The 20,530-nt window shown below is 65.6% G+C and carries 23 protein-coding genes; 9 read left to right on the forward strand and 14 right to left on the reverse strand.

Going from position 1 to position 20,530, the window contains the following annotated elements:
- Positions 1 to 21 precede the first annotated feature (21 nt).
- Positions 22 to 1,455 (forward strand): NAD-dependent succinate-semialdehyde dehydrogenase, encoded by a 1,434-nt coding sequence (locus tag GGR90_RS15815; protein ID WP_167922353.1) that lies wholly within the window; start codon positions 22 to 24, stop codon positions 1,453 to 1,455.
- Between the two features lie 24 nt (positions 1,456 to 1,479).
- Here GGR90_RS15815 and GGR90_RS15820 read toward each other — a convergent pair whose 3' ends face one another.
- The 3 genes from GGR90_RS15820 to GGR90_RS15830 form a co-directional block, all read right to left on the reverse strand.
- The gene (locus GGR90_RS15820) at positions 1,480 to 2,850 is read right to left on the reverse strand and encodes a hypothetical protein (protein WP_167922354.1); all 1,371 of its coding nucleotides are present in this window, start codon (positions 2,848 to 2,850) and stop codon (positions 1,480 to 1,482) included.
- A gap of 67 nt (positions 2,851 to 2,917) precedes the next feature.
- Positions 2,918 to 3,682 (reverse strand): SDR family oxidoreductase, encoded by a 765-nt coding sequence (locus GGR90_RS15825; protein ID WP_167922355.1) that lies wholly within the window; start codon positions 3,680 to 3,682, stop codon positions 2,918 to 2,920.
- Positions 3,679 to 4,062 (reverse strand): dihydroneopterin aldolase, encoded by a 384-nt coding sequence (locus GGR90_RS15830; RefSeq protein ID WP_167922356.1) that lies wholly within the window; start codon positions 4,060 to 4,062, stop codon positions 3,679 to 3,681. The genes GGR90_RS15825 and GGR90_RS15830 overlap by 4 nt, the downstream gene beginning before the upstream one ends.
- A gap of 90 nt (positions 4,063 to 4,152) precedes the next feature.
- Between GGR90_RS15830 and GGR90_RS15835 the strand changes: the two genes are divergently transcribed.
- The 4 genes from GGR90_RS15835 to GGR90_RS15850 are packed head-to-tail and all read left to right on the forward strand — an operon-like array spanning position 4,153 to position 7,062.
- Complete coding sequence (locus tag GGR90_RS15835) at positions 4,153 to 4,656, forward strand: GNAT family N-acetyltransferase (protein WP_167922357.1); 504 nt, start codon at positions 4,153 to 4,155, stop codon at positions 4,654 to 4,656.
- 44 nt (positions 4,657 to 4,700) lie between these two features.
- On the forward strand, positions 4,701 to 5,285 hold the full coding sequence (locus GGR90_RS15840) for a DUF1285 domain-containing protein (RefSeq protein ID WP_167922358.1): 585 nt from the start codon (positions 4,701 to 4,703) through the stop codon (positions 5,283 to 5,285).
- Positions 5,285 to 5,869, forward strand: coding sequence for a CoA pyrophosphatase (locus GGR90_RS15845; protein WP_167922359.1), 585 nt, complete (start codon positions 5,285 to 5,287; stop codon positions 5,867 to 5,869). Before GGR90_RS15840 ends, GGR90_RS15845 begins: the two co-directional genes overlap by 1 nt.
- Entirely contained in the window at positions 5,866 to 7,062 is a 1,197-nt protein-coding gene (locus GGR90_RS15850; protein ID WP_167922360.1) for a CCA tRNA nucleotidyltransferase, read from the forward strand. The genes GGR90_RS15845 and GGR90_RS15850 overlap by 4 nt, the downstream gene beginning before the upstream one ends.
- Here the strand turns inward: GGR90_RS15850 and GGR90_RS15855 are convergent.
- The 4 genes from GGR90_RS15855 to GGR90_RS15870 form a co-directional block, all read right to left on the reverse strand.
- The gene (locus GGR90_RS15855; RefSeq protein ID WP_245198727.1) at positions 7,035 to 8,714 is read right to left on the reverse strand and encodes a putative bifunctional diguanylate cyclase/phosphodiesterase; all 1,680 of its coding nucleotides are present in this window, start codon (positions 8,712 to 8,714) and stop codon (positions 7,035 to 7,037) included. The genes GGR90_RS15850 and GGR90_RS15855 overlap by 28 nt on opposite strands.
- An 89-nt stretch (positions 8,715 to 8,803) precedes the next feature.
- Positions 8,804 to 11,107, reverse strand: coding sequence for a DNA topoisomerase IV subunit A (gene parC, locus GGR90_RS15860; RefSeq protein WP_167922362.1), 2,304 nt, complete (start codon positions 11,105 to 11,107; stop codon positions 8,804 to 8,806).
- A 160-nt stretch (positions 11,108 to 11,267) separates the two neighbouring features.
- A complete protein-coding gene (locus tag GGR90_RS15865; RefSeq protein ID WP_167922363.1) occupies positions 11,268 to 11,447 on the reverse strand; it encodes a PspC domain-containing protein in 180 nt (59 codons plus the stop codon).
- 55 nt (positions 11,448 to 11,502) lie between these two features.
- Positions 11,503 to 11,667 carry a hypothetical protein gene (locus tag GGR90_RS15870; RefSeq protein ID WP_167922364.1) on the reverse strand — a complete coding sequence of 55 codons (165 nt, stop codon included), beginning with the start codon at positions 11,665 to 11,667 and terminating at the stop codon, positions 11,503 to 11,505.
- A 205-nt stretch (positions 11,668 to 11,872) separates the two neighbouring features.
- Between GGR90_RS15870 and recF the strand changes: the two genes are divergently transcribed.
- Complete coding sequence (gene recF / locus GGR90_RS15875) at positions 11,873 to 12,982, forward strand: DNA replication/repair protein RecF (protein WP_167922365.1); 1,110 nt, start codon at positions 11,873 to 11,875, stop codon at positions 12,980 to 12,982.
- 54 nt (positions 12,983 to 13,036) lie between these two features.
- Here recF and arsC read toward each other — a convergent pair whose 3' ends face one another.
- Positions 13,037 to 13,381, reverse strand: a complete 345-nt coding sequence (gene arsC, locus GGR90_RS15880) for an arsenate reductase (glutaredoxin) (protein ID WP_167922366.1) — start codon at positions 13,379 to 13,381, stop codon at positions 13,037 to 13,039.
- Between the two features lie 228 nt (positions 13,382 to 13,609).
- Here arsC and GGR90_RS15885 point away from each other — a divergent pair, with 228 nt between their 5' ends.
- Complete coding sequence (locus GGR90_RS15885) at positions 13,610 to 14,299, forward strand: murein L,D-transpeptidase catalytic domain-containing protein (RefSeq protein ID WP_245198729.1); 690 nt, start codon at positions 13,610 to 13,612, stop codon at positions 14,297 to 14,299.
- 172 nt (positions 14,300 to 14,471) lie between these two features.
- Here GGR90_RS15885 and GGR90_RS15890 read toward each other — a convergent pair whose 3' ends face one another.
- The 4 genes from GGR90_RS15890 to GGR90_RS15905 all read right to left on the reverse strand — a co-directional run bounded on the left by GGR90_RS15890 (position 14,472) and on the right by GGR90_RS15905 (position 18,335).
- Positions 14,472 to 15,830, reverse strand: a complete 1,359-nt coding sequence (locus GGR90_RS15890; RefSeq protein WP_167922367.1) for a L,D-transpeptidase family protein — start codon at positions 15,828 to 15,830, stop codon at positions 14,472 to 14,474.
- A 145-nt stretch (positions 15,831 to 15,975) separates the two neighbouring features.
- On the reverse strand, positions 15,976 to 17,337 hold the full coding sequence (accC, locus tag GGR90_RS15895; RefSeq protein ID WP_167922368.1) for an acetyl-CoA carboxylase biotin carboxylase subunit: 1,362 nt from the start codon (positions 17,335 to 17,337) through the stop codon (positions 15,976 to 15,978).
- Positions 17,338 to 17,346: 9 nt separating this feature from the next.
- A complete protein-coding gene (gene accB, locus GGR90_RS15900; RefSeq protein WP_167922369.1) occupies positions 17,347 to 17,826 on the reverse strand; it encodes an acetyl-CoA carboxylase biotin carboxyl carrier protein in 480 nt (159 codons plus the stop codon).
- A gap of 68 nt (positions 17,827 to 17,894) precedes the next feature.
- The gene (locus tag GGR90_RS15905) at positions 17,895 to 18,335 is read right to left on the reverse strand and encodes a type II 3-dehydroquinate dehydratase (protein ID WP_209023805.1); all 441 of its coding nucleotides are present in this window, start codon (positions 18,333 to 18,335) and stop codon (positions 17,895 to 17,897) included.
- Between the two features lie 79 nt (positions 18,336 to 18,414).
- On the opposite strand from GGR90_RS15905, the gene thiS reads away from it, so the two are divergent.
- Positions 18,415 to 18,615 carry a sulfur carrier protein ThiS gene (gene thiS / locus GGR90_RS15910; protein WP_342449955.1) on the forward strand — a complete coding sequence of 67 codons (201 nt, stop codon included), beginning with the start codon at positions 18,415 to 18,417 and terminating at the stop codon, positions 18,613 to 18,615.
- 1 nt (position 18,616) lies between these two features.
- Positions 18,617 to 19,390, forward strand: a complete 774-nt coding sequence (locus GGR90_RS15915) for a bifunctional sulfur carrier protein/thiazole synthase protein (protein ID WP_167922371.1) — start codon at positions 18,617 to 18,619, stop codon at positions 19,388 to 19,390.
- Between the two features lie 48 nt (positions 19,391 to 19,438).
- Here GGR90_RS15915 and GGR90_RS15920 read toward each other — a convergent pair whose 3' ends face one another.
- Together GGR90_RS15920 and GGR90_RS15925 are read right to left on the reverse strand one after the other, a co-directional pair.
- The gene (locus GGR90_RS15920) at positions 19,439 to 20,047 is read right to left on the reverse strand and encodes a class I SAM-dependent methyltransferase (RefSeq protein ID WP_167922372.1); all 609 of its coding nucleotides are present in this window, start codon (positions 20,045 to 20,047) and stop codon (positions 19,439 to 19,441) included.
- 91 nt (positions 20,048 to 20,138) lie between these two features.
- Positions 20,139 to 20,507: a VOC family protein gene (locus GGR90_RS15925; protein ID WP_167922373.1), complete on the reverse strand. Its 369-nt coding sequence runs from the start codon at positions 20,505 to 20,507 to the stop codon at positions 20,139 to 20,141.
- Positions 20,508 to 20,530: the final 23 nt, after the last annotated feature.

The following is a 20,530-nucleotide window of genomic DNA, read 5'->3' on the forward strand; positions in this document are numbered from 1 at the left end:
CGGATCGGATAGGAAATGCACATGACCGCGACCTACGACGCCGACCTCCAACTCTTCATCAACGGCGCCTGGCGGAGCGGTGAGGGGCGCGACGAGCGGCCGGTCTATAACCCCGCGACCGCGGGCACGATCGCCGAACTGCCGGTCGCCACCATCGCCGACCTCGACGAAGCACTCGCCGCCGCCGAGCGTGGCTGGCCGGCGTGGCGCGCCAAGACTCCCGACGAGCGCGCCGCGCTGATGCACAAGGCCGCGGGCATCATTCGCGAACGCGTCGATCATATCGCGACCCTCCTGACGCTCGAACAGGGCAAGCCGATCGGCGAGGCGCGCGGCGAGGTGCTGTCGGCGGCGGGGCTGTTCGACTATTTCGCCGAGCAGGGCAAACGCATCGAGGGTCGCGTGCTCCAGCGTCCGCTCGGCCAGCGCGCTATGGTGACCAAGCATCCGGTCGGCCCCGTCGCGGGCTTCAGCCCGTGGAACTTCCCGGTCAATCTGATGGTCAAGAAGATCGCCCCCGCGCTTGCTGCGGGCTGTGTCGTGATCGCCAAGGCGCCCGAGGAAACGCCGGGCTGCACCAGCGCGGTGATGCGCTGCATCGCCGATGCCGGCATTCCCGGTGATGTTGTGCAACTCGTCTATGGCGATCCCGACATGATCAGCCGGCATTTGCTCGGAAGCCCCGTGATCCGCAAGGTCAGCTTCACCGGTTCGACCGCGGTCGGCAAACATCTGATGAAGCTCGCCGCCGACGGGGTGAAAAGGATCACGATGGAACTCGGCGGCCATGCCCCGGTGCTGATCTTCGACGATTGCGACCTCGAAGCGACGCTCGACAAGGTCGTGTGGCAGAAGTTCCGTAACGCGGGGCAGGTCTGCATCTCGCCGACGCGCTTCTATGTCCAGCAGGGCATCTACGACGCGTTCGTGAAGGGTTTTGCGACACGCACCGCCAAGGTGAAGATCGGCAGCGGGCTCGACGCCGATACCCAAATGGGTCCGCTCGCCAACGCACGCCGCATCCCCGCATTGGAAGCGCTGGTCGCCGACGCCAAGGCGAAGGGCGCGCGCGTCATCGCGGGCGGCGAGGCGACCGGAAACGGCTATTTCTTCCAGCCGACCGCGATCGCCGACGTGCCGGTCGAGGCCGACGCGATGGTGAATGAACCCTTCGGCCCGATGGCACTGATCCGCCCGTTCGGGACCGAAGAAGAGGCGCTCGAACAGGCGAACCGGCTACCCTACGGCCTCGCCGCCTTCGCCTTCACCGAGAACGGCCGCCGCATCAACCGCATCGTTGACACCATCGAAAGCGGCATGGTCGGGGTGAACAGCTTCGTCATCTCGGCGCTCGACACGCCGTTCGGCGGGATCAAGGAATCGGGCTTCGGCAGCGAAAGCGGCCCCGAGGGATTGGACGGATATCTGGTGACGAAGGCGGTGCATATTTACTGACCGGCATCGCGCCCGGCCCCGCGTTCAGAGCGGCGGAACCTGGCTGATATGCGCTTCGATTTTTGTCCGATCGAATGCGACGGATGAAAATTTCGGCCGTAGCGCGCGGTGGCGCTGGACGATTTCGGCCGGGCTGAACTTGTAATAATCATTGGGTCTGAGCGGTTCGATGTCGCCGCGCATCGCCGTATCGATCTCGCGGATTCGCATCTTGCGAAGCAAGAATTCGGCGGGCGACAATTTGTTGTTGAGCAATTCGATCGCGATACCTCCGAGGCCGCCGGTGGCGACGTCGCCCAGCTTGCCGATGCCGATGCTGATGCCCGAGGAAAAGACGGCTTCGTCGAAATCGCCTTTGGGAAACTTGCCGAAATGTTCGGCGATGCGCTCGCGATAGGCGTGCGTCGCATCGGCAAATCCGCGTTTGGCATCGACCAGCCCCTCGCCGGGCCCGGCGGCGGAACGGTGAAAAACCTCTTCCAGCGCCGCGAGATAGGTCATTTTTGCCTGTCCGATATGCGTCGAGGCATCGAGCAGATCGTCGAATTTCCGGCCTTCGTGAAAGGGCAGATATTTGGGAACGCGCAGGATCGAGATGTCGTCGAGCATCCCGTCATAAACCTCGTCGAGTTGAAGCAGTTCGTCGAAAGCATGACCGGCGCTGGTGTCGACGGCGATCGGTTCGGCCGCCTCTTCGTTCAGGCAGAGGCCGAAATTATAATGATAGGCCTGATTCGCTATGGTCATCAGCTCGTGCATCGCCAGCCCCATGTGCGCGCGTTCGATCTTTCCGGTATTGGCGAGCGTGGCGATGATGGCGAGCGCGGCTTGTTCGAAATGGTGGCGCGCGTTGCCCTGATACGGATCGCGGGCGAGGAAATCGTCGCGCAGCCGGTCCAGCTCGACAGGCAGGGCGGCCGTCAGGCCGATCTGTTCCGGCGTCGCGGCCAGCGCCCGAAGGATCAGCATCGTAAAACCCGCGTGCATCTGGCGCGAAGGCCACACCATCCGGTTGCCGCGGTCCCAGACCGACGAAAGGCGGTGGAGCAGCGGGCGCAGGCTTTCCCATTCCTCGCTGCGGATCAGTGCGTCAAAGCTGGCATTGCCCGACTCGGCCATCTGCACCGGCATGTCCGCGATGCTCGATCCAAGGGGCGATCGCGTCAGCACCCGGACGAAATTCTGCGTCCGCATCATCACGCGGAGCAAGCTATCCTCGCGCATCAACTCGCGTCGCGCGGCGGGGTGGTTCACCAGATATCCGTCGTTGAGGAAAATACCGCCCGAAAAGAATATGTTCTTGGCGATCATCCGGCGAAAAAACGCTTCGCCAACCGGATCGACTTCGGGATCATATCGGCGCCCGGCGTCGTCCAGCAATCCTGAATAGGTCATCGGCGCCAACGGCGGATTTTCGAACTGCATATCGATCGCCCCCTATGCCATCCTGATCAGCCTGTTTTCAGGTGTCGCGCTCCAATGCCACGAAATCGCGGCCCAGCGGCGCCAGATGCGCGCCGCCGTCGACGAAGATCGTCTGCCCGGTCACCGCCTCGGCGCGCGCCAGATAGACGACCGCGTCGGCGATCTGCGCGGGCGTTGGCAGCGCGCCCAGCGGCATAAGCTTTGCCAGCCGCTCGACCTGCGCCGCCGAATAATCGTCGGTCGCCATCGTCAGCCCCGGCGCCACCGCATTGACCCGCGCGCGGTCACCGAATGCGACGGCAAGCGTTTGCGTCGCCTGCCACAGCGCCGATTTCGACAGGCTATAGGCGATCTGGTCGGGCACCGGATGGACCACGCGCTGGTCCACGATATTGACGATCGCGGGGCGCTTGCCTTCGCTCGCCGCGACCAGCGCCTTCGCCAGCATCACCGGCGCGGACAAATTGACCTGCATCATCCCGGCGAGCGCCGCGGCGGACAGGTCGGCCCATTCGCCCTCGGCGAATAGCGCCGCATTGTTGACGAGCAGGTCGGGCGCGCGGCCGAATTTTTCGATCACCGCGGGGATCAGCGCATCGACCTGAGCCGGATCGGCGAGGTCGGCGGCGAAGCGATGGCTGATCGCGCCGGTTTCCGCGAGCGCCTCGGCGAGCACCGGATCGGCCTCGCCCGGGCTGCGCTTGTGGATCGCCAGCGCATAGCCTTCGCGCGCGAGCCGCGCCGAAATCGCGGCGCCGACGCGGTGGAGCCCGCCCGTGACGAGAGCGAGCTTCTGCGTCATTTGCGCGCGCCCAAACGACTTCGGCGCATCGTGATGCCAATCTCTTCGCCTTCCTCGGCGATCGCGAGCTTGACGATCTTCACTTCCACCTCCTCGACCTTCTCGTCCTGCAGGAACAAGGTGTCGATGATATGGTCGGCGACGCTTTCGATCAGCACGAAATGGACATCCTTGGGGATGCCCTCGGTCGCCGCGAATTTGAGGTGCATATAATTTTTCGAGCGGCTGAGCGGTGTGGTCGGATCATAATGATCGGCCATCGCCAGCTTCGCGCGCACCGATATGCGCAGCGGCTGCGGCAAATGCGTTTCTTCGGAATAGATGCCGGTCAAAACATCGACGGTCAGTCCGGTCACTTCCAGCCACAATGTATCGGTCACAAGAAAATCCTGTCGAACGGGCGCGACATTCGGCTTTCCATTGCCGTGCCCTCACCCTAAAGCGCCGCCGCATTAGCGAAAGGGTACGCGTTGGTCGAGCTACTTCCATTGTCCGATATCGAGCCGCAGGCGGTCGAGGCGCTCCTCGACGCCGCTTTCGGAACGGATCGCTTTGGACGAACCGCCTACCGCATCCGCGAAGGCGTGGATGCGGTGCCGGCGTTGAGCTTCGCGCTTGTCGAGGATAGCGCGCTGATCGCGACGATTCAGTGCTGGCCCGTCGTGCACCGTAAGGCGGACGGCGCCGAAACCCCGCTCGTCATGGTCGGTCCGGTCGCGGTGCGGCCCGACGTCCAGCGCGGCGGGCACGGCCGCACGCTGATGGCGCATATGCTGGCAGCCTCCGAGACGAAGGCCGACGGGGCGCTGATGATGATCGGCGACCCCGAATATTATGACCGCTTCTTCGGCTTCGACGCCGCCGCGACGGGCGCCTGGGACTTGCCCGGGCCGTTCGAGCGCCGGCGCCTGCTCGCACGGGCGGTGAACGGACACGATCTGCCGCGCGGAGCGGGGATGATCGGGCCGCGCTGATTCCGCGGGGTTGCGCCCGCCGCGCGTCCGCCTATGTCGGATGGATGGTCACCCCCGCGCCTTCGCTTCCCAAGGACTTTTCGCAGCTCTCGCTCGCCGAGGCGGCCGAACTTCTCGCGGCGCGCAAGCTGCCGCCAGTCGAGGAATGGCACCCCGAACGCACCGGTGACAGCGCGATGGAGATTCGCGCCGACGGTAGCTGGTATCACGAGGGCGGGCGGATCAACCGCCCCGCGATGGTCAGGCTCTTCTCGACGATCCTGCGCCGTGAAGCCGATGGCAGCCACGTCCTCGTCACCCCGGCCGAGAAGCTGGCGATCGCGGTCGAGGACACGCCCTTTCGCGCGGTCGAGATGAAGAGCGAAGGCCAGGGCGAAGCGCGCCAACTCGTCTTTCGCCTCGACACCGACGATCTCGTCATGGCCGGGCCCGATCATCCGCTGAGCTTCGGCAGCGACACCGATAACCCCGACCCGCGGCTGCACGTCCGCGGCGCCATCGGCAATGGGCTCGAAGCGCGGATCGACCGCGCGCTCTATTACGAGATCGTCGAGATGGCGCTGGCCGAAGGCGCCGAACCGCCCGCGATATGGTCGAACGGCGCTCGTTTTCCGCTGGTGGGCGCCTGATGCTCTCCGAAAAATTGCGCGATGCGCTGGGCAGTCTGCTCCCCGACGCCGGCGAGGACGAGGCCTATCTCGGCACGCCGACCTTGCGCGACGCCGCGGTGCTGATCGCCTTCACTGACCGCCCTGATCCGGGCGTCATCCTGACCCAGCGCCCGCAATGGCTGCGCAGCCACGCGGGGCAGGTCGCTTTTCCGGGCGGCAAGATCGATCCGGGCGACCGCGACGCGATCGACGCGGCGCTGCGCGAAGCCGAAGAGGAGATCGGGCTCAACCGCCGCGACGTGATGGTCGCGGGCGCGACCGAACCCTATCAGTCGGGCAGCGGCTATCGCATCACCCCGGTGCTCGGCGTGATCCCGCCCGACCTCGCCTTCGATCCCAATCCGGAAGAGGTCGAGGACTGGTTCGAGGTGCCGCTCGACACCTTGTTCGACCCCGACAATTATGCCCGCCAACATGCCAATTGGCAGGGGCACGACCGCCATTATTATGACATGGATTGGCAGGGACGGCGGATCTGGGGCGTGACGGCGGGAATCATCATCAATCTGGCGCGGCGCTTGCCGGCAGGCTGGCACCGATGACGCGGCTCCCCGCGGCCGAATGGCGCGAGCGGCCCGGGCTGCGCCGGATCGTCGCCGCGCTGACCGCGGGCGGCGGCGCGGTCAAGGCGGTCGGCGGCGCGGTGCGCGACACGCTGCTCGGCCTGCCCGTTGCCGACATCGACCTCGCGACCCCGCTGCTTCCCGAAGAGGTCACGCGGCGGCTCGCGGCTGCCGATATCAAGGTGATCCCGACGGGCATCGCGCACGGCACCGTCACCGCGATCGCCAGCGGCGACCGTCACGAGATCACGACGCTGCGCCGCGATGTCGAAACCGACGGCCGCCGCGCGACGGTCGCCTTCGCCGACGATTGGCAGGGCGACGCCGCGCGCCGCGACTTCACGATCAACGCGCTCTATGCCGATCCCGACACGGGGGAAATCGACGACTGGTTCGGCGGGCTCGCCGATCTGGACGCCGGCCGCGTCGCCTTCATCGGCGACGCCGCGACGCGGATCGCCGAGGATCATCTGCGCATCCTGCGCTTCTATCGCTTCGCGGCGCGTTTCGGGCGCGGCGAACTCGACCCCGTCAGCCACGCCGCGGTGGTGACCGCGCGCCAGTCGCTCAAAAGCCTGTCGCGCGAGCGGATCGCCGACGAACTGCTCAAGATCCTCGCCTTGCCCGACCCGCGCGCGATCGTCGGCCGGATGGCGGCCGACGGCATTTTCGCGGTGCTGCTCCCCGAACTCGATGCGGGTTTCGCGGCCGCGTTCGACCGGCTCGTCGCCAATGAAAGGACGGCCGCCGCCGCCGTCACCCCGCTCCGCCGCCTCGCGGCGCTACTGCCGGGCGACCCCGCGGTTGCCGAACAGGTCGCGAGCCGGCTCCGCCTTTCGACGCGGCAGCGCAAGCATCTCGCCGCACTCGGCCGGCACCGCGCCGACGTCGAGCGCCCGATTCGCCAGCTCGCGCACGCGATCGGCGCCGACGCCGCGCGCGACGTCCACCTGCTCGCCGGCGATCCCGCCGCGATCGAAGCCTTGTCGGACTGGGCGGTTCCGCAGCTACCCCTGAAGGGCGGCGACATCGTCGCGCGCGGCGTCGCCGCCGGACCCGAGGTCGCGCGCATTCTGAAGGCGGTCGAAGCCCAATGGGTCGCGGAGGATTTTCCCGGCGCGCCGCGCGTCGCCGAGCTCGTCGATCAGAAGATCGGCCGCACCAGCGACTGACGCCAATATTCGAGCGCCGGCTTGCTCGCCATCGGCCGCGCGAACAGGAAACCCTGCCCGAAATCGCAGCCGAGCGCCGATAGCAGCCGCGCCTGGTCGGTGGTCTCGACGCCCTCGGCGGTCGTTTTCATCCCCAGCACTTCGGCGAGGCTCTGGATCGTGCGGACGATCGCGACCTTGTCGCGGTCGTCGACCATATGCTCGACGAAGCTGCGGTCGATCTTGAGCACGTCGATCGGCAGGCGTTGCAGGTAAGCGAGGTTCGAATAGCCGGTGCCGAAATCGTCCATCGCGACGCGCGCATCGAGCGCCTTCAGCTCGCTCAGCACCGACAGCGCCAGATCGGGGTCGCCGATGATCGCGCTTTCGGTGAGTTCGATCATCAGCCGTTCGCCGCCGATCTTGTGCTTTTCGAGCGCTTGGCGGACGACCCCGGCGACATCGTCGCGGACCAACTGGATCGCCGAGACATTGACCGAGAAATAGGCGTCGACGACGGCGCCATTCTGCTTGTCCCATTCGGCGAGCACTTCGGCCGCCTTGCCGATCGCCCATTGGCCGAGCGGGACGATGAGCCCCGAATCCTCGGCGATCGGGATGAATTCGGTCGGCGAGACCGCATGGCCGCTGCTGTTGTCCCAGCGCGCGAGCGCCTCGAATCCGGCGACCCGGCCGCTCGACAATTCGATCAGCGGTTGAAAGGCGAGGTGCAGCCGGTCTTCCTCGATCGCGCCGCGCAATTCGGTCTCGAGCCCGAAGCGATTGTCCGACAGCATCGCGGCTTCGGGTTCGTAGATTTCGATGCGGTCGGTCTGCTTCGCCCGCTTGAGCGCGATCTGCGCGTGGCGGATCTGGTCCGCGATATCGGTATCGATCGAGGGCTGGATCGCGCAGCCGAGCGCGCAGTCGACGCTGACCTTGAGTTCGCCGATGCGGAACGGGTGGTCGAAGCAGCCGCGGATACGCCGCGCCATTTCGCGGACATCGGCGCGGCCGCCCGCGATGCGCGACGAGATGGCGAATTCGTCGCCGCCGGTGCGTGCCAATATGTCGCCGCTGCGCAGGCTGGATTTCAGGCGCCGCGCGACGGTGATGATCAGCTCGTCGCCCGCCATCGGGCCGATATGTTCGTTGATGCGCGAAAAGCGCGCGAGGTCGAGCAGCAGGATCGCATGGTCGCCGCTCGCGCCCTCGGTGCGCGCGCGCTGTTCGACCAGTTCCTCGAATCCGGCGCGATTGGGAAGCCCGGTCAGGCTGTCGGAGACGAGTTCGCGGCGCAAATTGCGCTCGGTCATCATCTCCTGCGTCCGGTCGATCAGCGTCAGCAGGAACAGCCCGTCGTCGCCCGATTCGGTGGGCAGCGGGCCGATCGATCCGCGCAGGTCGCGCGCCGCCAGGCCTTCGCCGAGCTGGCACGAGAATTCCTGCGTTTCGTCGGGATATTGCGAAGTGCGCTCGATCGCGCGCAGCAGTTCGATCGGCGCATCGACGCCGACGGGCGACAGGCCGAGCCGATCAAAGGCGGCGTTGCTCGCATGAAGCCGGAAATTGCCGCGCGCCATCGGTCTGATCAGCGCGGCCGGGACGGGCAACGCGTCGATCCAGCCGACGAACAACAAGGGCCGGTCTTCGCCGGTTCTATCAATAGGCATAACAGAGGGTTTTGTGCGACCTTTCCCCATTGCCCAATGCCTAGGTCACGGGAAGTAAAGAAGGGATTTACGGCTACATATAAATACGTTCAGCCGAAGCGATTGTTCCGCGGGAAACCCGTGGGTGGCATCCGGCCCGCCGCGCCGCGCGCGACGCGCCAGGGGACGAGGTCGGTTTCGGTGCGGGTGCGGCCGGTTTCGCCGCCCATCGCCCAGCTCAATCCGTCGGCAAAGGCGAAGCTCACCGCATCGGAAAGCCCCCCGTCGCGATAGCGTTGCAGCATCACGCCCTGGCCGCGCGCCATCACCGGCACTTCGGCGAGCGGGAAGACGACGAGCTTACGGTTCTCGCCCACCGCCGCGACGCTGTCGTCGGCCGTCCCGATCGGGCGGACGACGGCGAGCACGGCCTTGGGCTTCAAATTGACGACATTGCGTCCCTTGCGCGTCTCGGCGACGACTTCGCTCATCGGCGCGACGAAGCCGTGGCCGCTCGTCGAGGCGAGCAGCAGCCGGCCGTCGGCGCTCGCCGGGATCATCGCGACGATCCGCGCCTCGGGATCGATGTCGACCATCAAACGCAAAGGCTCGCCGAACCCGCGACCGCCGGGCAGCTTGTCGGCGCCGACGGTGAAGAAACGTCCATCGCTTGCGGCGATCAACAGCTTGTCGGTCGTCTGCGCATGCGCGGCGAACAGCAGTTCGTCGCCATCCTTGAATTTGAATTCGCCCCACTGGTCCGCCGCGACATGGCCGCGCTGGGCGCGAATCCAGCCGCGTTTCGAGAGGATCACCGTCACCGGTTCCTTCTCGATCATCGCGTCGAGCGGGATGTCGCGCGTCGGTGCCGCCTCGGCGATCGTCGTGCGCCGCGCACCGAGCAGGGTCTCAAGCCCGTAAACCGCGCGCAATTTCTCCAGATCCTTGCGCAGCCGCGTCTTCTGCCGCGCCGGGCTTTCGACGAGCTTCGCCAACTCCTCGCGCTCGGCGGTCAGATCGGCCTGTTCGCGCTTCAGCTCCATTTCCTCGAGCCGGCGCAAGCTGCGCAAACGCATGTTGAGGATCGCCTCGGCCTGGCGGTCGGTCAGGATGAATTCGGCGATCATTACCGGCTTCGGCTCGTCCTCGGTCCGGATGATTTCGATGATCCGGTCGAGGTTGAGGAAAGCGATGATGTAACCCGCGACGAGTTCGAGCCGGTCGTCGATCTTTGCGATCCGGTGCTGCGCGCGGCGGACGAGGACGATGATCTGGTGCTGCAGCCATTCGGTGAGCAGCTGTTTCAGCCCCATCACCTTCGGCGTGCGCGTGGCATCGAGCACGTTGAGGTTGAGCGCGAAACGGCTTTCGAGGTCGGTCAGCCGGAACAGGCTTTCCTTCAGCACATCGGGATCGACATTGCGGCTCTTGGGTTCGAGTATGATGCGCAGATCCTCGGCGCTTTCGTCGCGGACATCCTCGAGGATCGGCAATTTCTTGTCGGCGATCAACTGCGCGATCTGCTCGATCAGCTTGCCCTTGGCGACGCCATAGGGGATTTCGCTGATGACAAGCTGCCAGGTGCCGCCCGACAATTTCTCGATGCCGCTTTCTTCCCAGCCACCGTCCGCCAGCCGGCCGGTCGAAAAACGCGCGCGGACGCGGAAACCGCCGCGGCCGGTTTCATAGGCGTGCGCGATCGTCTCGGCACTGTCGACGACGATGCCGCCGGTCGGGAAATCGGGGCCTTTGACGTGGTCGAGCAGCTCGGAAAGCTCGGCATTCTGGTTTTCGATCAGCAGCAGCGCGGCGCCGATCACTTCGGCGGCATTGTGCGGCGGGATGTTCGTCGCCATGCCGACCGCGATCCCGCTCGCGCCATTGGCGAGCAGGTTCGGGAACAGTCCCGGCATGATCTCGGGCTCTTCATCCTCGCCATTATAGGTCGGGCGGAAGTCGACCGTGCCCTCGTCGAGCCCCTGCATCAGGTCGATCGCGACGCGCGTCAGCCGCGCCTCGGTATAGCGGTACGCCGCGGCGTTATCGCCGTCGATATTGCCGAAATTGCCCTGGCCGTCGACGAGCGGATAGCGCAGCGAGAAATCCTGCGCGAGGCGGACCATCGCGTCATAGACCGCGGTGTCGCCGTGCGGGTGGAATTTGCCGATGACGTCGCCGACGACGCGTGCCGATTTCTTATAGCCTTGGCTCGGGTCGAGCCGCATCGCGCGCATCGCCCACAGCAGGCGGCGGTGGACCGGCTTCAGCCCGTCGCGAAGATCGGGGAGCGAGCGCGCGGTGATCGTCGACAGCGCATAGACGAGATAACGTTCGGACAGCGCGCTGTCGAACGGGGTATCGATCATGCCGGGAATGGGGTCGGTGCTGTCGGGATCGTCGGTGGTACTGGCCATTGTCCGCAGCCGATAGCAAGGCTGACGCGCCAAGGCAAAGGCTTGCGTCGACGTTTCGCGATATGAAAAGGGCCCACCGGTTCGGCCGGTGAGCCCTTGGTCTTGGGAATATGCGGGCCGGTGCGACTGCGCGCTTCGAAAGCGTCCGGCCCGGGCTGTCCTATGGCGCGAGGATCGCGACGGCGAGGTACAGCAGCAGAGGCAGGCCGAAGCCCAAAAGCGTCAGGGCGACAAAGGCGACGCGCGTCCACAAGACATTGATGCCGAACTGGTCCGCCATTCCGGCGCACACGCCGAAGACCATCCCGTTGCGGCGATTCTTGCGAAAACCCTGGTTCATTTCTTTCCTTTCGATCCCGGCCTTCGGGCCGGCGTTTTGGGGGTGGGGCGGCTGGTCAGGCGACCAGCCCGCCGAAATGCGCAGCGTTCGGGCCGACAGCGGCCAGGAACATGAACGAGCAGTAAAGCGAGGCAGCGGCGGCGATCGCGTAGCTCTTGAACGATTCGACGTTGAAATGGGCCATGATATTTTCCTTCCTTGAACCTTCCATCCGGGCCATCCGGTGGATGTCGGCACTATTGCAGGGACCGTGCCAATTTCATTCATTGGCGGTTAAGCGGGGTTTTCTGGTTCCCGACATATTATTTCAGCGCGAAAAATGCGCGAAGATGGCAAAAATTCCCGATTGGCGGAAAAATTTCTATCGCCATTGGGGATGCGCCGGGCTGGCATCGCCGAAGGGGCTGCGGTAGGCGCGGTGCAGGATGACGCTGACCCGCCTTTCGCTGACCGATTTTCGCAATCATGCCGGGGCGGACATGGCGGCCGGGCCGGGGCTGGTCGCGCTGCATGGCGACAATGGCGCGGGCAAGACCAATATATTGGAGGCGATCTCGCTGCTCGCGCCCGGGCGCGGGCTGCGCCGCGCCGCGCTGCCCGACATGGTGCGCGACGGCGCGAGCGGGGGTTTCGCCGTCTTTGCCGAGGTCCAGGCGGGCGCCGATCTGCCTCCGGTCGCGCTGGGAACCGGGATGGAGCCCGCACAGCCGGGACGGCGGATCGTGCGCATCAATGGCGCCCCCGCCGCGGCGACCGCGCTCGGAGAATGGCTGGCGATACTGTGGCTGACCCCCGCGATGGACCGGCTGTTCGTCGAGACCGCGGGCAACCGGCGCCGCTTCCTCGACCGGCTCGTCCTCGCGCTCGACCCGCGCCACGCGCAGCACGGCAACCGCTATGAAGCGGCGCTGCGCGCGCGCGGCAAGCTGCTCGCCGACCCCGCCGGCGCCGACCCCCATTGGCTCGCCAGCCTCGAGGCGCAGCTCGCCGAGCATGGCGCGGCGATCGACGCCGCGCGGCAGGCGATGCTCGCGGGGTTGTCGGCCGAGCTCGCGGGGCAGCCCGACGCACCCTTCGCGCGCCCGCTGCTGACGCTCGTCGACAGCGACGGCAAGGCGCGCGAGGCGCCGCACGCGGTCGACGCGTTGAAGGCGCTCTTCGCGTCGCGCCGCCGGATCGATGCCGCGGCGGGCCGTGCGACCGCCGGGCCGCATCGCGACGATCTCTCGGCCGTCCATGCCGCGACGGGCCGCGCGGCGGCGCGCTGCTCGACCGGCGAGCAAAAGGCGATGCTGCTCTCGCTCGTCCTCGCGCACAGCGACTGCGTCGCGCGCGCCAGAGACAGGCGCCCGCTACTGTTGCTGGACGAGGTCGCCGCGCATCTCGACCCGCTGCGCCGCGCGTCGCTATACGAACGGCTCGCGGGGCAGGGCGGTCAGGCTTGGCTCACGGGGACCGAGGCGGCGCTGTTCGACGATATGCCGGGGCCGGTGACGCGCTTCCGGATCGCGGGCGGGCGGATCGTGGCGGATTAGTATTCGCCTGTCGGCCGGTTGCCGACGGACAGCTTGCCACCCCAAAGCGGCCGTTCAAAGGATCTCGCGCACCACATCCTGCGGACGGCACAGCCGCACCCCCTTGTCGGTCTCGACGATCGGGCGCTCGACATAGGCGGGGTTCGCCGCCATCGCGGCGACGATATCGTCCTCGCTCGCATCCTTCAGGCCGCGCTCTTCCGCATCGGTGCCGCGCAGGCGCAGCGCATCGCGCGCGCCGATACCCGCGTCGCGGAACAGCTGGCGCAGCTTGTCGGCGCTATACGGTTTTTTGAGATATTCGACGACCGTCAGCTCGACGCCCGGCGTCTCCTGAAGAATCGCCAGCGTCTTGCGCGAGGTGCCGCACGCGGGGTTGTGCCAGATGGTCGCTTTCATGGGAACGCGTCCTAACTCAGCCTTGCCGCGGCGTAAACGCGCTATTCATGGCATATATGGCACATCTTCCCGCATGAAGGGGAACCACCAGCTTGCCTTTCGCGGCCCGAACACGACTTATGCAAGGTCGAGGGACCGTCAAAGGGCGGCTTATGCGGGGTTGTTGTTTAAGTGAATGAATTGATCGATCGCAGGGCGTTGCTCGCCGGGATCGCGGGAATGGGGGCCATGGCCGCCACGCCGGCGGGCGGGCAACTGCCGAACTGGATCCAGCAGCCGGTGGGGCCCTTGCCGCCGCCGGTCGACTATCTTGCCGTCGCCCGGAAACAGCTCGCGATGCAGGCGCGCAATATCCCGCAGACCGACCGCGTCGGCGTCGTCGATTTCGGCCTGCCGTCGTCGCGCCCGCGTTTCGCTTTGGTCGACATGGTCGCGGGCAGGATCGAGATGTTCCCGGTGACGCACGGCCGCGGATCGGACCCGCAGCACGACGGCTGGCTCAAAAGCTTTTCGAGCCGCGTCGGCAGCCTCGCGACCTCGCGCGGCGCCTATCGCACCAGCGACTATTATTGGGGCGCCAACGGATCGTCGATGCGGCTCGCCGGGCTCGAACCCGACAATTATACCGCCGACCAGCGCGCGATCGTCGTGCACGGCGCCTGGTACGCCGACCCGGCGCTGATCGCGACGCAGGGCAAGCTCGGACGCAGCGAAGGCTGCTTCGTCTTCGGCGAAGAGTTGCTGCCGATGATCCTCTACAAGCTCGGGCCCGGCCGGCTGCTGTTCGCCGACCGGCTGAGCGCGCATCCGCCGACGCCGGCGCCCTTCCAGCTGCCGCCGACCGATCCGCTGCCGGGGATGGAAAATCTGCGCCGCGCGAGTTCGATCAGCGGGCCGTTGCCGAAGACGGCGGATTAAGCGGCGAAAATCCGCTTAGGGGTATTTTCAGACGCCCCCAGTTTCCGTTCGTGTCGAGCGAAGTCGAGACACCCATCGATGTAGCGCCTAGCCCGAGGAGCATCTCGACTTCGCTCGATGCGAACGGGTTGGGAAAAGCGCGCGACAGCTACCGTTCGAACCCGCCTGCCGCTCAATAAATCCCGCTCGTCGCCGGCGTCGTCACGCGCGCGGCGGTGGGGATCGTCGGGACGACCGGCGGCGGTTCGGGCGCGATGATCGTCGCGGTCGGGCGGCCGGGCTTGGCGAAGCTCGCCACCACCGGCGCGTCGCGGCCATAGAGGTCGGCGAGTTTCTTCACCCCGCCCCTGCCGTCGGGAACCATAGTCCAATAGGCGACATAGACGGGGAACGGCTCGTCGAAGCCGAAGCGCGTCGTCTTGCCGCTCGCGATCGCCTCGCCGAATTCCTCGGGGCTTTTGCCCGCGAACATCACCGCCATCAGGCCCGAGAAGTGCAGCGCGCGCTCGGTGCGGATGCAGCCATGGCTGAACGCGCGCGCGGCGGCGTTGAACGCGCCTTTCGACGGGGTGTCGTGAAGATAGATCGCATGCTCGTTGAGCATTTCCATCTTCATCACGCCCAGCGCGTTGTTCGCCCCCGGCAGCTGCACCACCGACAAATTCTTGCCGCTGCCCGTCCAGGTATAGCCCTGGCGGCGCGCCGATGCGGGGTTGTTGGCGATCGTCGCGCCAATGCCTTCGTTGATGATGCTGCGCGGCAGCGTCCAGTTCGGGTTGACGATGATGCCCGTCGCCATCGGGTTCAATTGCGGCGTCGGGGTCGAACTCTTGCCGACGACGGCCTTGTGCGTGGCGATGATCGTGCCGCCGTGGACGACGCGGGTCAGATATTCGGGGACGTTGCTGACGACATAGCGTTCGCCGAGGCTGCGCGGCATCCAGCGCCAGCGTTCCATGTTGACGCGGATCGCATTGGCCGCGGCGGGGGTCTTCGCCGTCTGGAGCGACGCCTTGAGTAGCGCGAAATCGGGATGCACCGGGTCGAGGCTGGCGAGCGTTTCGGGCACCGTTCCGGCGCCGAGCGCGGCGGTCAGCAGCGACAGCAAGGGTTCGCTGTCGCCGTCGCTGTCCACCATGAACCATTGTTTGCGCGCGGCATTGGGCGTGCGCCCATCGCGCAGGTGGGTCGCGAGCAGCAGGAAGCGGTCGGTCGCCGCCTTGTCGAGCGCCGCCTGGTCGCCGCCGAGGATCGCCGCGGCGAGGCCGTCGGGATAATAATCCCTGGCGAACAGGCCTTCGTCGCCGACCTTTTCGATGAAGCTCAACAGCGCGGTCGCATTGTCCTCCGACCAGCTCGGCATCTCGATTCGCACCGCGACGACCGGTGCGTCATCCCTGATCTTGTCGGGCTGGAGGATGACCGAATCCTCCTTCACCTCGGTTTGCGCGAAAGCCGGAGCCGCGAGCAGCGTCAGCGGGAGGAGAAGCGCCGCAGCGGGACGTGCGGAAAAGGAAGCGTTTTTGGCCATGGTTAAAGCCCATAGCCAAAAAATAGGGCTAGCGAAAGTGAAGCGGAGCACAGCTCGGCGCAGGTTGAAACGTCCTTTGTCATTCCGGCGAAGGCCGGAATCTCGACGGCGAGACCCCGGCCTTCGCCGGGGTGACGGGATGTGGCTAAGCGGCGCCTTCCTCATCCTGCCGCGCCAGCCATTCCTCGAGCCACTTGATCGTATAGTCGCCGTGGATCACGTCGGGGTCGGCAAGCAGCGCCTGATGCAGCGGAATGTTCGTCTTGACCCCGCCGATCACCATTTCCTCGAGCGCGCGGCGCATCCGCATCATGCAGCTTTCGCGGCTGCGACCATAGACGATCAGCTTGCCGATCATGCTGTCATAATAGGGCGGGATCGAATAGCCGGCGTAAAGCCCGCTATCGACGCGCACGTGCATGCCGCCCGCGGCGTGATAGCTCGTCACCTTGCCGGGCGAGGGCAGGAAGCTGCGCGGATCCTCGGCATTGATGCGGCATTCCATCGAATGGCCGCGGAATTCGAGGTCTTCCTGTTTGACCGAAAGCCCCGCACCGCCGGCGATGCGGATCTGTTCGCGGACGAGGTCGAAGCCGGTGATCATCTCGGTCACCGGATGTTCGACCTGGATGCGCGTGTTCATCTCGATGAAGAAAAATTCGCCATTTTCCCACAGGAATTCGATCGTGCCGGCGCCGCGATAGCCCATCGCGGCCATCGCGTCGGCGCAGACCTTGCCCATGCGCGCGCGTTCTTCGGCCGAGATGATCGGCGAGGGGGCTTCTTCGAGCACTTTCTGGTGGCGGCGCTGGAGCGAGCAGTCGCGCTCGCCCAGATGGATCGCATGGCCCTTGCCGTCGCCGAAGACCTGGAATTCGATATGGCGCGGATTGCCGAGATATTTTTCCATATAAACGGTCGGATCGCCGAAGGCGGCCGCCGCTTCGGATGAGGCCTGACCCATCAGGCTTTCGAGGCCGTCTTCGCCCGGAACGACCTTCATGCCGCGCCCGCCGCCGCCCGATGCGGCCTTGATCAGCACCGGATAGCCGATGTCCTTCGCCAGGCTTTTGGTCTCTTCGCTGAAGGTCACTGCGCCCGGCGAGCCCGGAACGACGGGGAGGCCGAGCTTGACCGCGGTGCGCTTCGCCTCGACCTTGTCGCCCATCGTGCGGATATGCTCGGGCTTGGGCCCGACGAAGATCATGTCGTGCGCTTCGATGATCTCGGCGAAACGCTCGTTTTCCGACAGAAAGCCGTAGCCCGGATGGATCGCGTCGGCGCCGGTGATCTCGGCCGCCGAAATGATCGCGGGGATGTTGAGATAACTGTCCTTCGCGGCGGGCGGGCCGATGCACACCGCCTCGTCGGCCAGGCGGACGTGCATCGCGTCGGTGTCGGCAGTCGAATGGACCGCGACCGTCTTGATGCCCATTTCATGGCACGCGCGGTGGATGCGCAGCGCGATCTCGCCGCGGTTGGCGATCAGGAGCTTTTCAATGGCCATGGGCTGAATTTACCCGATGGTGAACAGCGGCTGGTCGAACTCGACCGGCTGGCTGTTCTCGACATGCACGGCCTTCAGCGTGCCCGACGCGGTGGCGGTGATCGGGTTCATCACCTTCATCGCCTCGATGATCAGGATCGTGTCGCCGGCTTTCACCGCCGAGCCGACGGCCGCGAAATTGGGCGCGCTCGGCTCGGGCGCAAGATAGACGGTGCCGACCATCGGCGATTTCACGGCATCGGCGAAATGATCGGCGGCGGGTGCGGCGGCGGCGGGTGCCGCTGCCGCTGCCGGCGCGGCGGGTGCTGCGACCGGCGCGGGCGCATAAGCGAGGGGCGCGGCGGCGGCGGTCAGCGTGCGCGCGACGCGTATCTTGCGTGTCCCGTCCTCGACCTCGATTTCCGAAAGCTGCGTATCGTCGAGCAGTTCGGCAAGCGCGCGAACGAACGCCGGATCGATGTTGATGCCATTGTCTTTATGGTCACCCATGAGAATTTTCCTGTTGTTGCGGCGTCGCTATCGCGGCGCCCTGACCCGTTTTTTGATGCGCCCTATTGTCAGAGACGCGCGGCGGCGTCCAGCGCCAGCGTATAGCTGTCCGCGCCATGCCCTGCAAAATGCGCCGCCGCCGCCATGCCGACATAACTGATGTGGCGGAAGGTTTCGCGCGTCGTCGGATCCGACAGATGAACCTCGATCACCGGCACCTTGATCGATTTGATCGCGTCGTGGATCGCGATCGACGTGTGCGTATAGCCCCCCGCATTGAGCAGCACCGCCTTCGCGCCCGCCACATAGGCTTCGTGCAGCCAGTCGATCAGCACGCCCTCATGGTTCGTCTGGCGGCATTCGAGGCGCAGGCCGAGCCCCTCCGCCTGCGCCTCCAGTCGTGCATGAATATCGTTCAGCGTGTCGTGGCCATAGATTTCGGGCTCGCGGGTGCCGAGCAGGTTGAGATTGGGGCCGGAGAGAACGAAGACGGTCGGCAAGTCGGGCAAAGGCTTGGCTTTCGGTTGCGACGGAGGGCGCTCCCCCTATATGGGCTGCTCGGCAAAAGGCAAAGCGAGGCGAATTGACGTGATTTCGGTCATTCTCAACGGCGAACCCCGGCAGGTGCGCGAAGGCAGCATCGCCGATCTCGTCGCGTCGCTCGGCCTCGACGTCAAGAAGGTCGCGGTCGAGCGCAACCGCGACATCGTGCCGCGTTCGACGCTCGCCGACGTGGAACTCGCCGAGGGCGATGCGCTCGAAATCGTTCATTTTGTAGGAGGCGGTTGAGTTGTCAGCGGATCAATGGAGCGTCGCCGGCCGGACATTTACGTCGCGGCTGATCGTCGGCACCGGCAAATACAGGGATTTCGAACAGAACGCCGCCGCGGTCGAAGCTTCGGGGGCCGAGATTGTCACCGTCGCGGTGCGGCGGGTCAATGTGTCGGATCCGGCGGCGCCGATGCTCACCGACTATATAGATCCGAAGAAGATCACCTATCTGCCCAACACCGCGGGTTGCTTCAACGCCGACGACGCGATCCGCACGCTGCGGCTCGCGCGCGAGGCGGGGGGCTGGGACCTCGTGAAGCTCGAGGTGCTCGGCGAGGCGAAGACGCTCTATCCGAACATGCGCGAAACGCTCGAGGCGACCGAGGTGCTTGCGAAAGAGGGCTTCCTGCCGATGGTCTATTGCGTCGACGATCCGATCGCCGCGAAGCAGCTCGAGGATGCCGGCGCGGTCGCGATCATGCCCCTGGGCGCGCCGATCGGGTCGGGGCTGGGCATCCAGAACCGCGTGACGATCCGCCTGATCGTCGAGGGCGCGTCGGTGCCGGTGCTCGTCGATGCCGGCGTCGGCACCGCGAGCGACGCCGCGGTCGCGATGGAACTCGGCTGCGACGGCGTGCTGATGAACACCGCGATCGCCGAAGCGAAGGACCCCATTCTTATGGCGCGTGCGATGAAGCGCGCGGTCGAGGCGGGGCGCGATGCCTATCTGGCCGGGCGCATGGGATTGCGGCGTTATGCCGATCCGTCGAGTCCCTTGGCGGGATTGATTTAGGACGATTTCGACTGAAATGCGCCAATCGACGTCGCAGTGCAGCCCGGATTAGCGGACTTTTTCGAAAGCAAGCCAAGTCCAGAAAACGCCCATGGACAGATTGACCTTTTGAACGGAGTCGGCGTCCTGCCTGCGTAGGAGGTGCAGTCCACAAGCATGTGCCATTTCGATTGTCATGTCGGATGACACCGGAAACACCCTCCGACCTTTGGCGCCGGGGCCGTGCCGAAGCGACATGATGAGGATACCGCTCGGCGCGATCAACGTCGCAAGACGAGGCATGGCTATTGCCCGATTTGCGTCGGAAAGATGCTGCCACACTGCGCACAATGTCACGAGATCGAACGAGACACCGGTCGGCACCGCCCGGAGATGTGGCAAGCGATCATCCAACCACTTGATATTGGCTGCGGGGTGAAGCGTCTGGCCAGCCTCGCGAAGTTCACGCACTGGTTCGATGGCGAGTGCGTCGTGTCCCTTGGCAGCGAACCATGCCGCGTCTCGCCCCGTTCCGGCTCCAATGTCCGCAATCGTGATACTGTGGTTTGGGATTAAATCGACGACGTGCTCGTATATGCTTTCTGGTGACAACCCATCATATGCAGCAATAAAATCTGCGGTGGCAACGGCGGCGTATCCCTCCAGAACGTCCTGCATTGGTCTTCCACGAATGACTGAAAACTGTTGGTATGCCCCTCGGAAGGGGACGGACAAGAATCCACCCCAAAACCTCCCTCGGCGGGCGCGCTCACCCCATGATGAAGGCGTTGAGCTTATTGCCGTCGGGGTCGCGGAAATAGCCCGCATAAAAACCTTCGCCGCGCAGTCCCGGGGGGCCTTCGCAGGTGCCGCCGTTCGCCAGCGCGATGTCATAGAGGCGCTGGACCTGTTCCTGATCCTTCGCCGCGAGCGCGACCATCACGCCATTGCCGACCGACGCGGCATTGCCGTCGAACGGCTTGGTCAGGCCGATGCCCGCGCCGCCGCCGTCCTTGCCCCAGGCGATGAAGCTTTCATATTCCATCATCCGCGGCGTTTCGAGTTCGGCGGCGATCGCATCGTAAAAGGCGGCCGCGCGCGCCAGATCGTTCGTCCCCAGTGTCACATATCCGATCATGTTCTTTCTCCCGACTCGTTGGT

The sequence above is a fragment of the Sphingopyxis italica genome, assembly GCF_011926545.1.
Taxonomy (GTDB): domain Bacteria; phylum Pseudomonadota; class Alphaproteobacteria; order Sphingomonadales; family Sphingomonadaceae; genus Sphingopyxis; species Sphingopyxis italica.

Excerpts from the sequence above, each read along its gene's own strand:
- GGR90_RS15850 (WP_167922360.1), top strand. The coding sequence starts at position 5,866 with ATGACGCGGCTCCCCGCGGCCGAATGGCGCGAGCGGCCCGGGCTGCGC.
- GGR90_RS15870 (WP_167922364.1), bottom strand. The coding sequence starts at position 11,667 with ATGGCCCGGATGGAAGGTTCAAGGAAGGAAAATATCATGGCCCATTTC.
- arsC (WP_167922366.1), bottom strand. The coding sequence starts at position 13,381 with ATGAAAGCGACCATCTGGCACAACCCCGCGTGCGGCACCTCGCGCAAG.
- GGR90_RS15885 (WP_245198729.1), top strand. The coding sequence starts at position 13,610 with ATGGCCGCCACGCCGGCGGGCGGGCAACTGCCGAACTGGATCCAGCAG.
- GGR90_RS15840 (WP_167922358.1), top strand. The coding sequence starts at position 4,701 with ATGGTCACCCCCGCGCCTTCGCTTCCCAAGGACTTTTCGCAGCTCTCG.
- recF (WP_167922365.1), top strand. The coding sequence starts at position 11,873 with ATGACGCTGACCCGCCTTTCGCTGACCGATTTTCGCAATCATGCCGGG.
- GGR90_RS15865 (WP_167922363.1), bottom strand. The coding sequence starts at position 11,447 with ATGAACCAGGGTTTTCGCAAGAATCGCCGCAACGGGATGGTCTTCGGC.
- GGR90_RS15845 (WP_167922359.1), top strand. The coding sequence starts at position 5,285 with ATGCTCTCCGAAAAATTGCGCGATGCGCTGGGCAGTCTGCTCCCCGAC.
- GGR90_RS15925 (WP_167922373.1), bottom strand. The coding sequence starts at position 20,507 with ATGATCGGATATGTGACACTGGGGACGAACGATCTGGCGCGCGCGGCC.
- GGR90_RS15890 (WP_167922367.1), bottom strand. The coding sequence starts at position 15,830 with ATGGCCAAAAACGCTTCCTTTTCCGCACGTCCCGCTGCGGCGCTTCTC.
- GGR90_RS15815 (WP_167922353.1), top strand. The coding sequence starts at position 22 with ATGACCGCGACCTACGACGCCGACCTCCAACTCTTCATCAACGGCGCC.
- GGR90_RS15855 (WP_245198727.1), bottom strand. The coding sequence starts at position 8,714 with ATGCCTATTGATAGAACCGGCGAAGACCGGCCCTTGTTGTTCGTCGGC.
- parC (WP_167922362.1), bottom strand. The coding sequence starts at position 11,107 with ATGGCCAGTACCACCGACGATCCCGACAGCACCGACCCCATTCCCGGC.
- accC (WP_167922368.1), bottom strand. The coding sequence starts at position 17,337 with ATGGCCATTGAAAAGCTCCTGATCGCCAACCGCGGCGAGATCGCGCTG.
- accB (WP_167922369.1), bottom strand. The coding sequence starts at position 17,826 with ATGGGTGACCATAAAGACAATGGCATCAACATCGATCCGGCGTTCGTT.
- GGR90_RS15920 (WP_167922372.1), bottom strand. The coding sequence starts at position 20,047 with ATGCAGGACGTTCTGGAGGGATACGCCGCCGTTGCCACCGCAGATTTT.
- GGR90_RS15825 (WP_167922355.1), bottom strand. The coding sequence starts at position 3,682 with ATGACGCAGAAGCTCGCTCTCGTCACGGGCGGGCTCCACCGCGTCGGC.
- GGR90_RS15820 (WP_167922354.1), bottom strand. The coding sequence starts at position 2,850 with ATGACCTATTCAGGATTGCTGGACGACGCCGGGCGCCGATATGATCCC.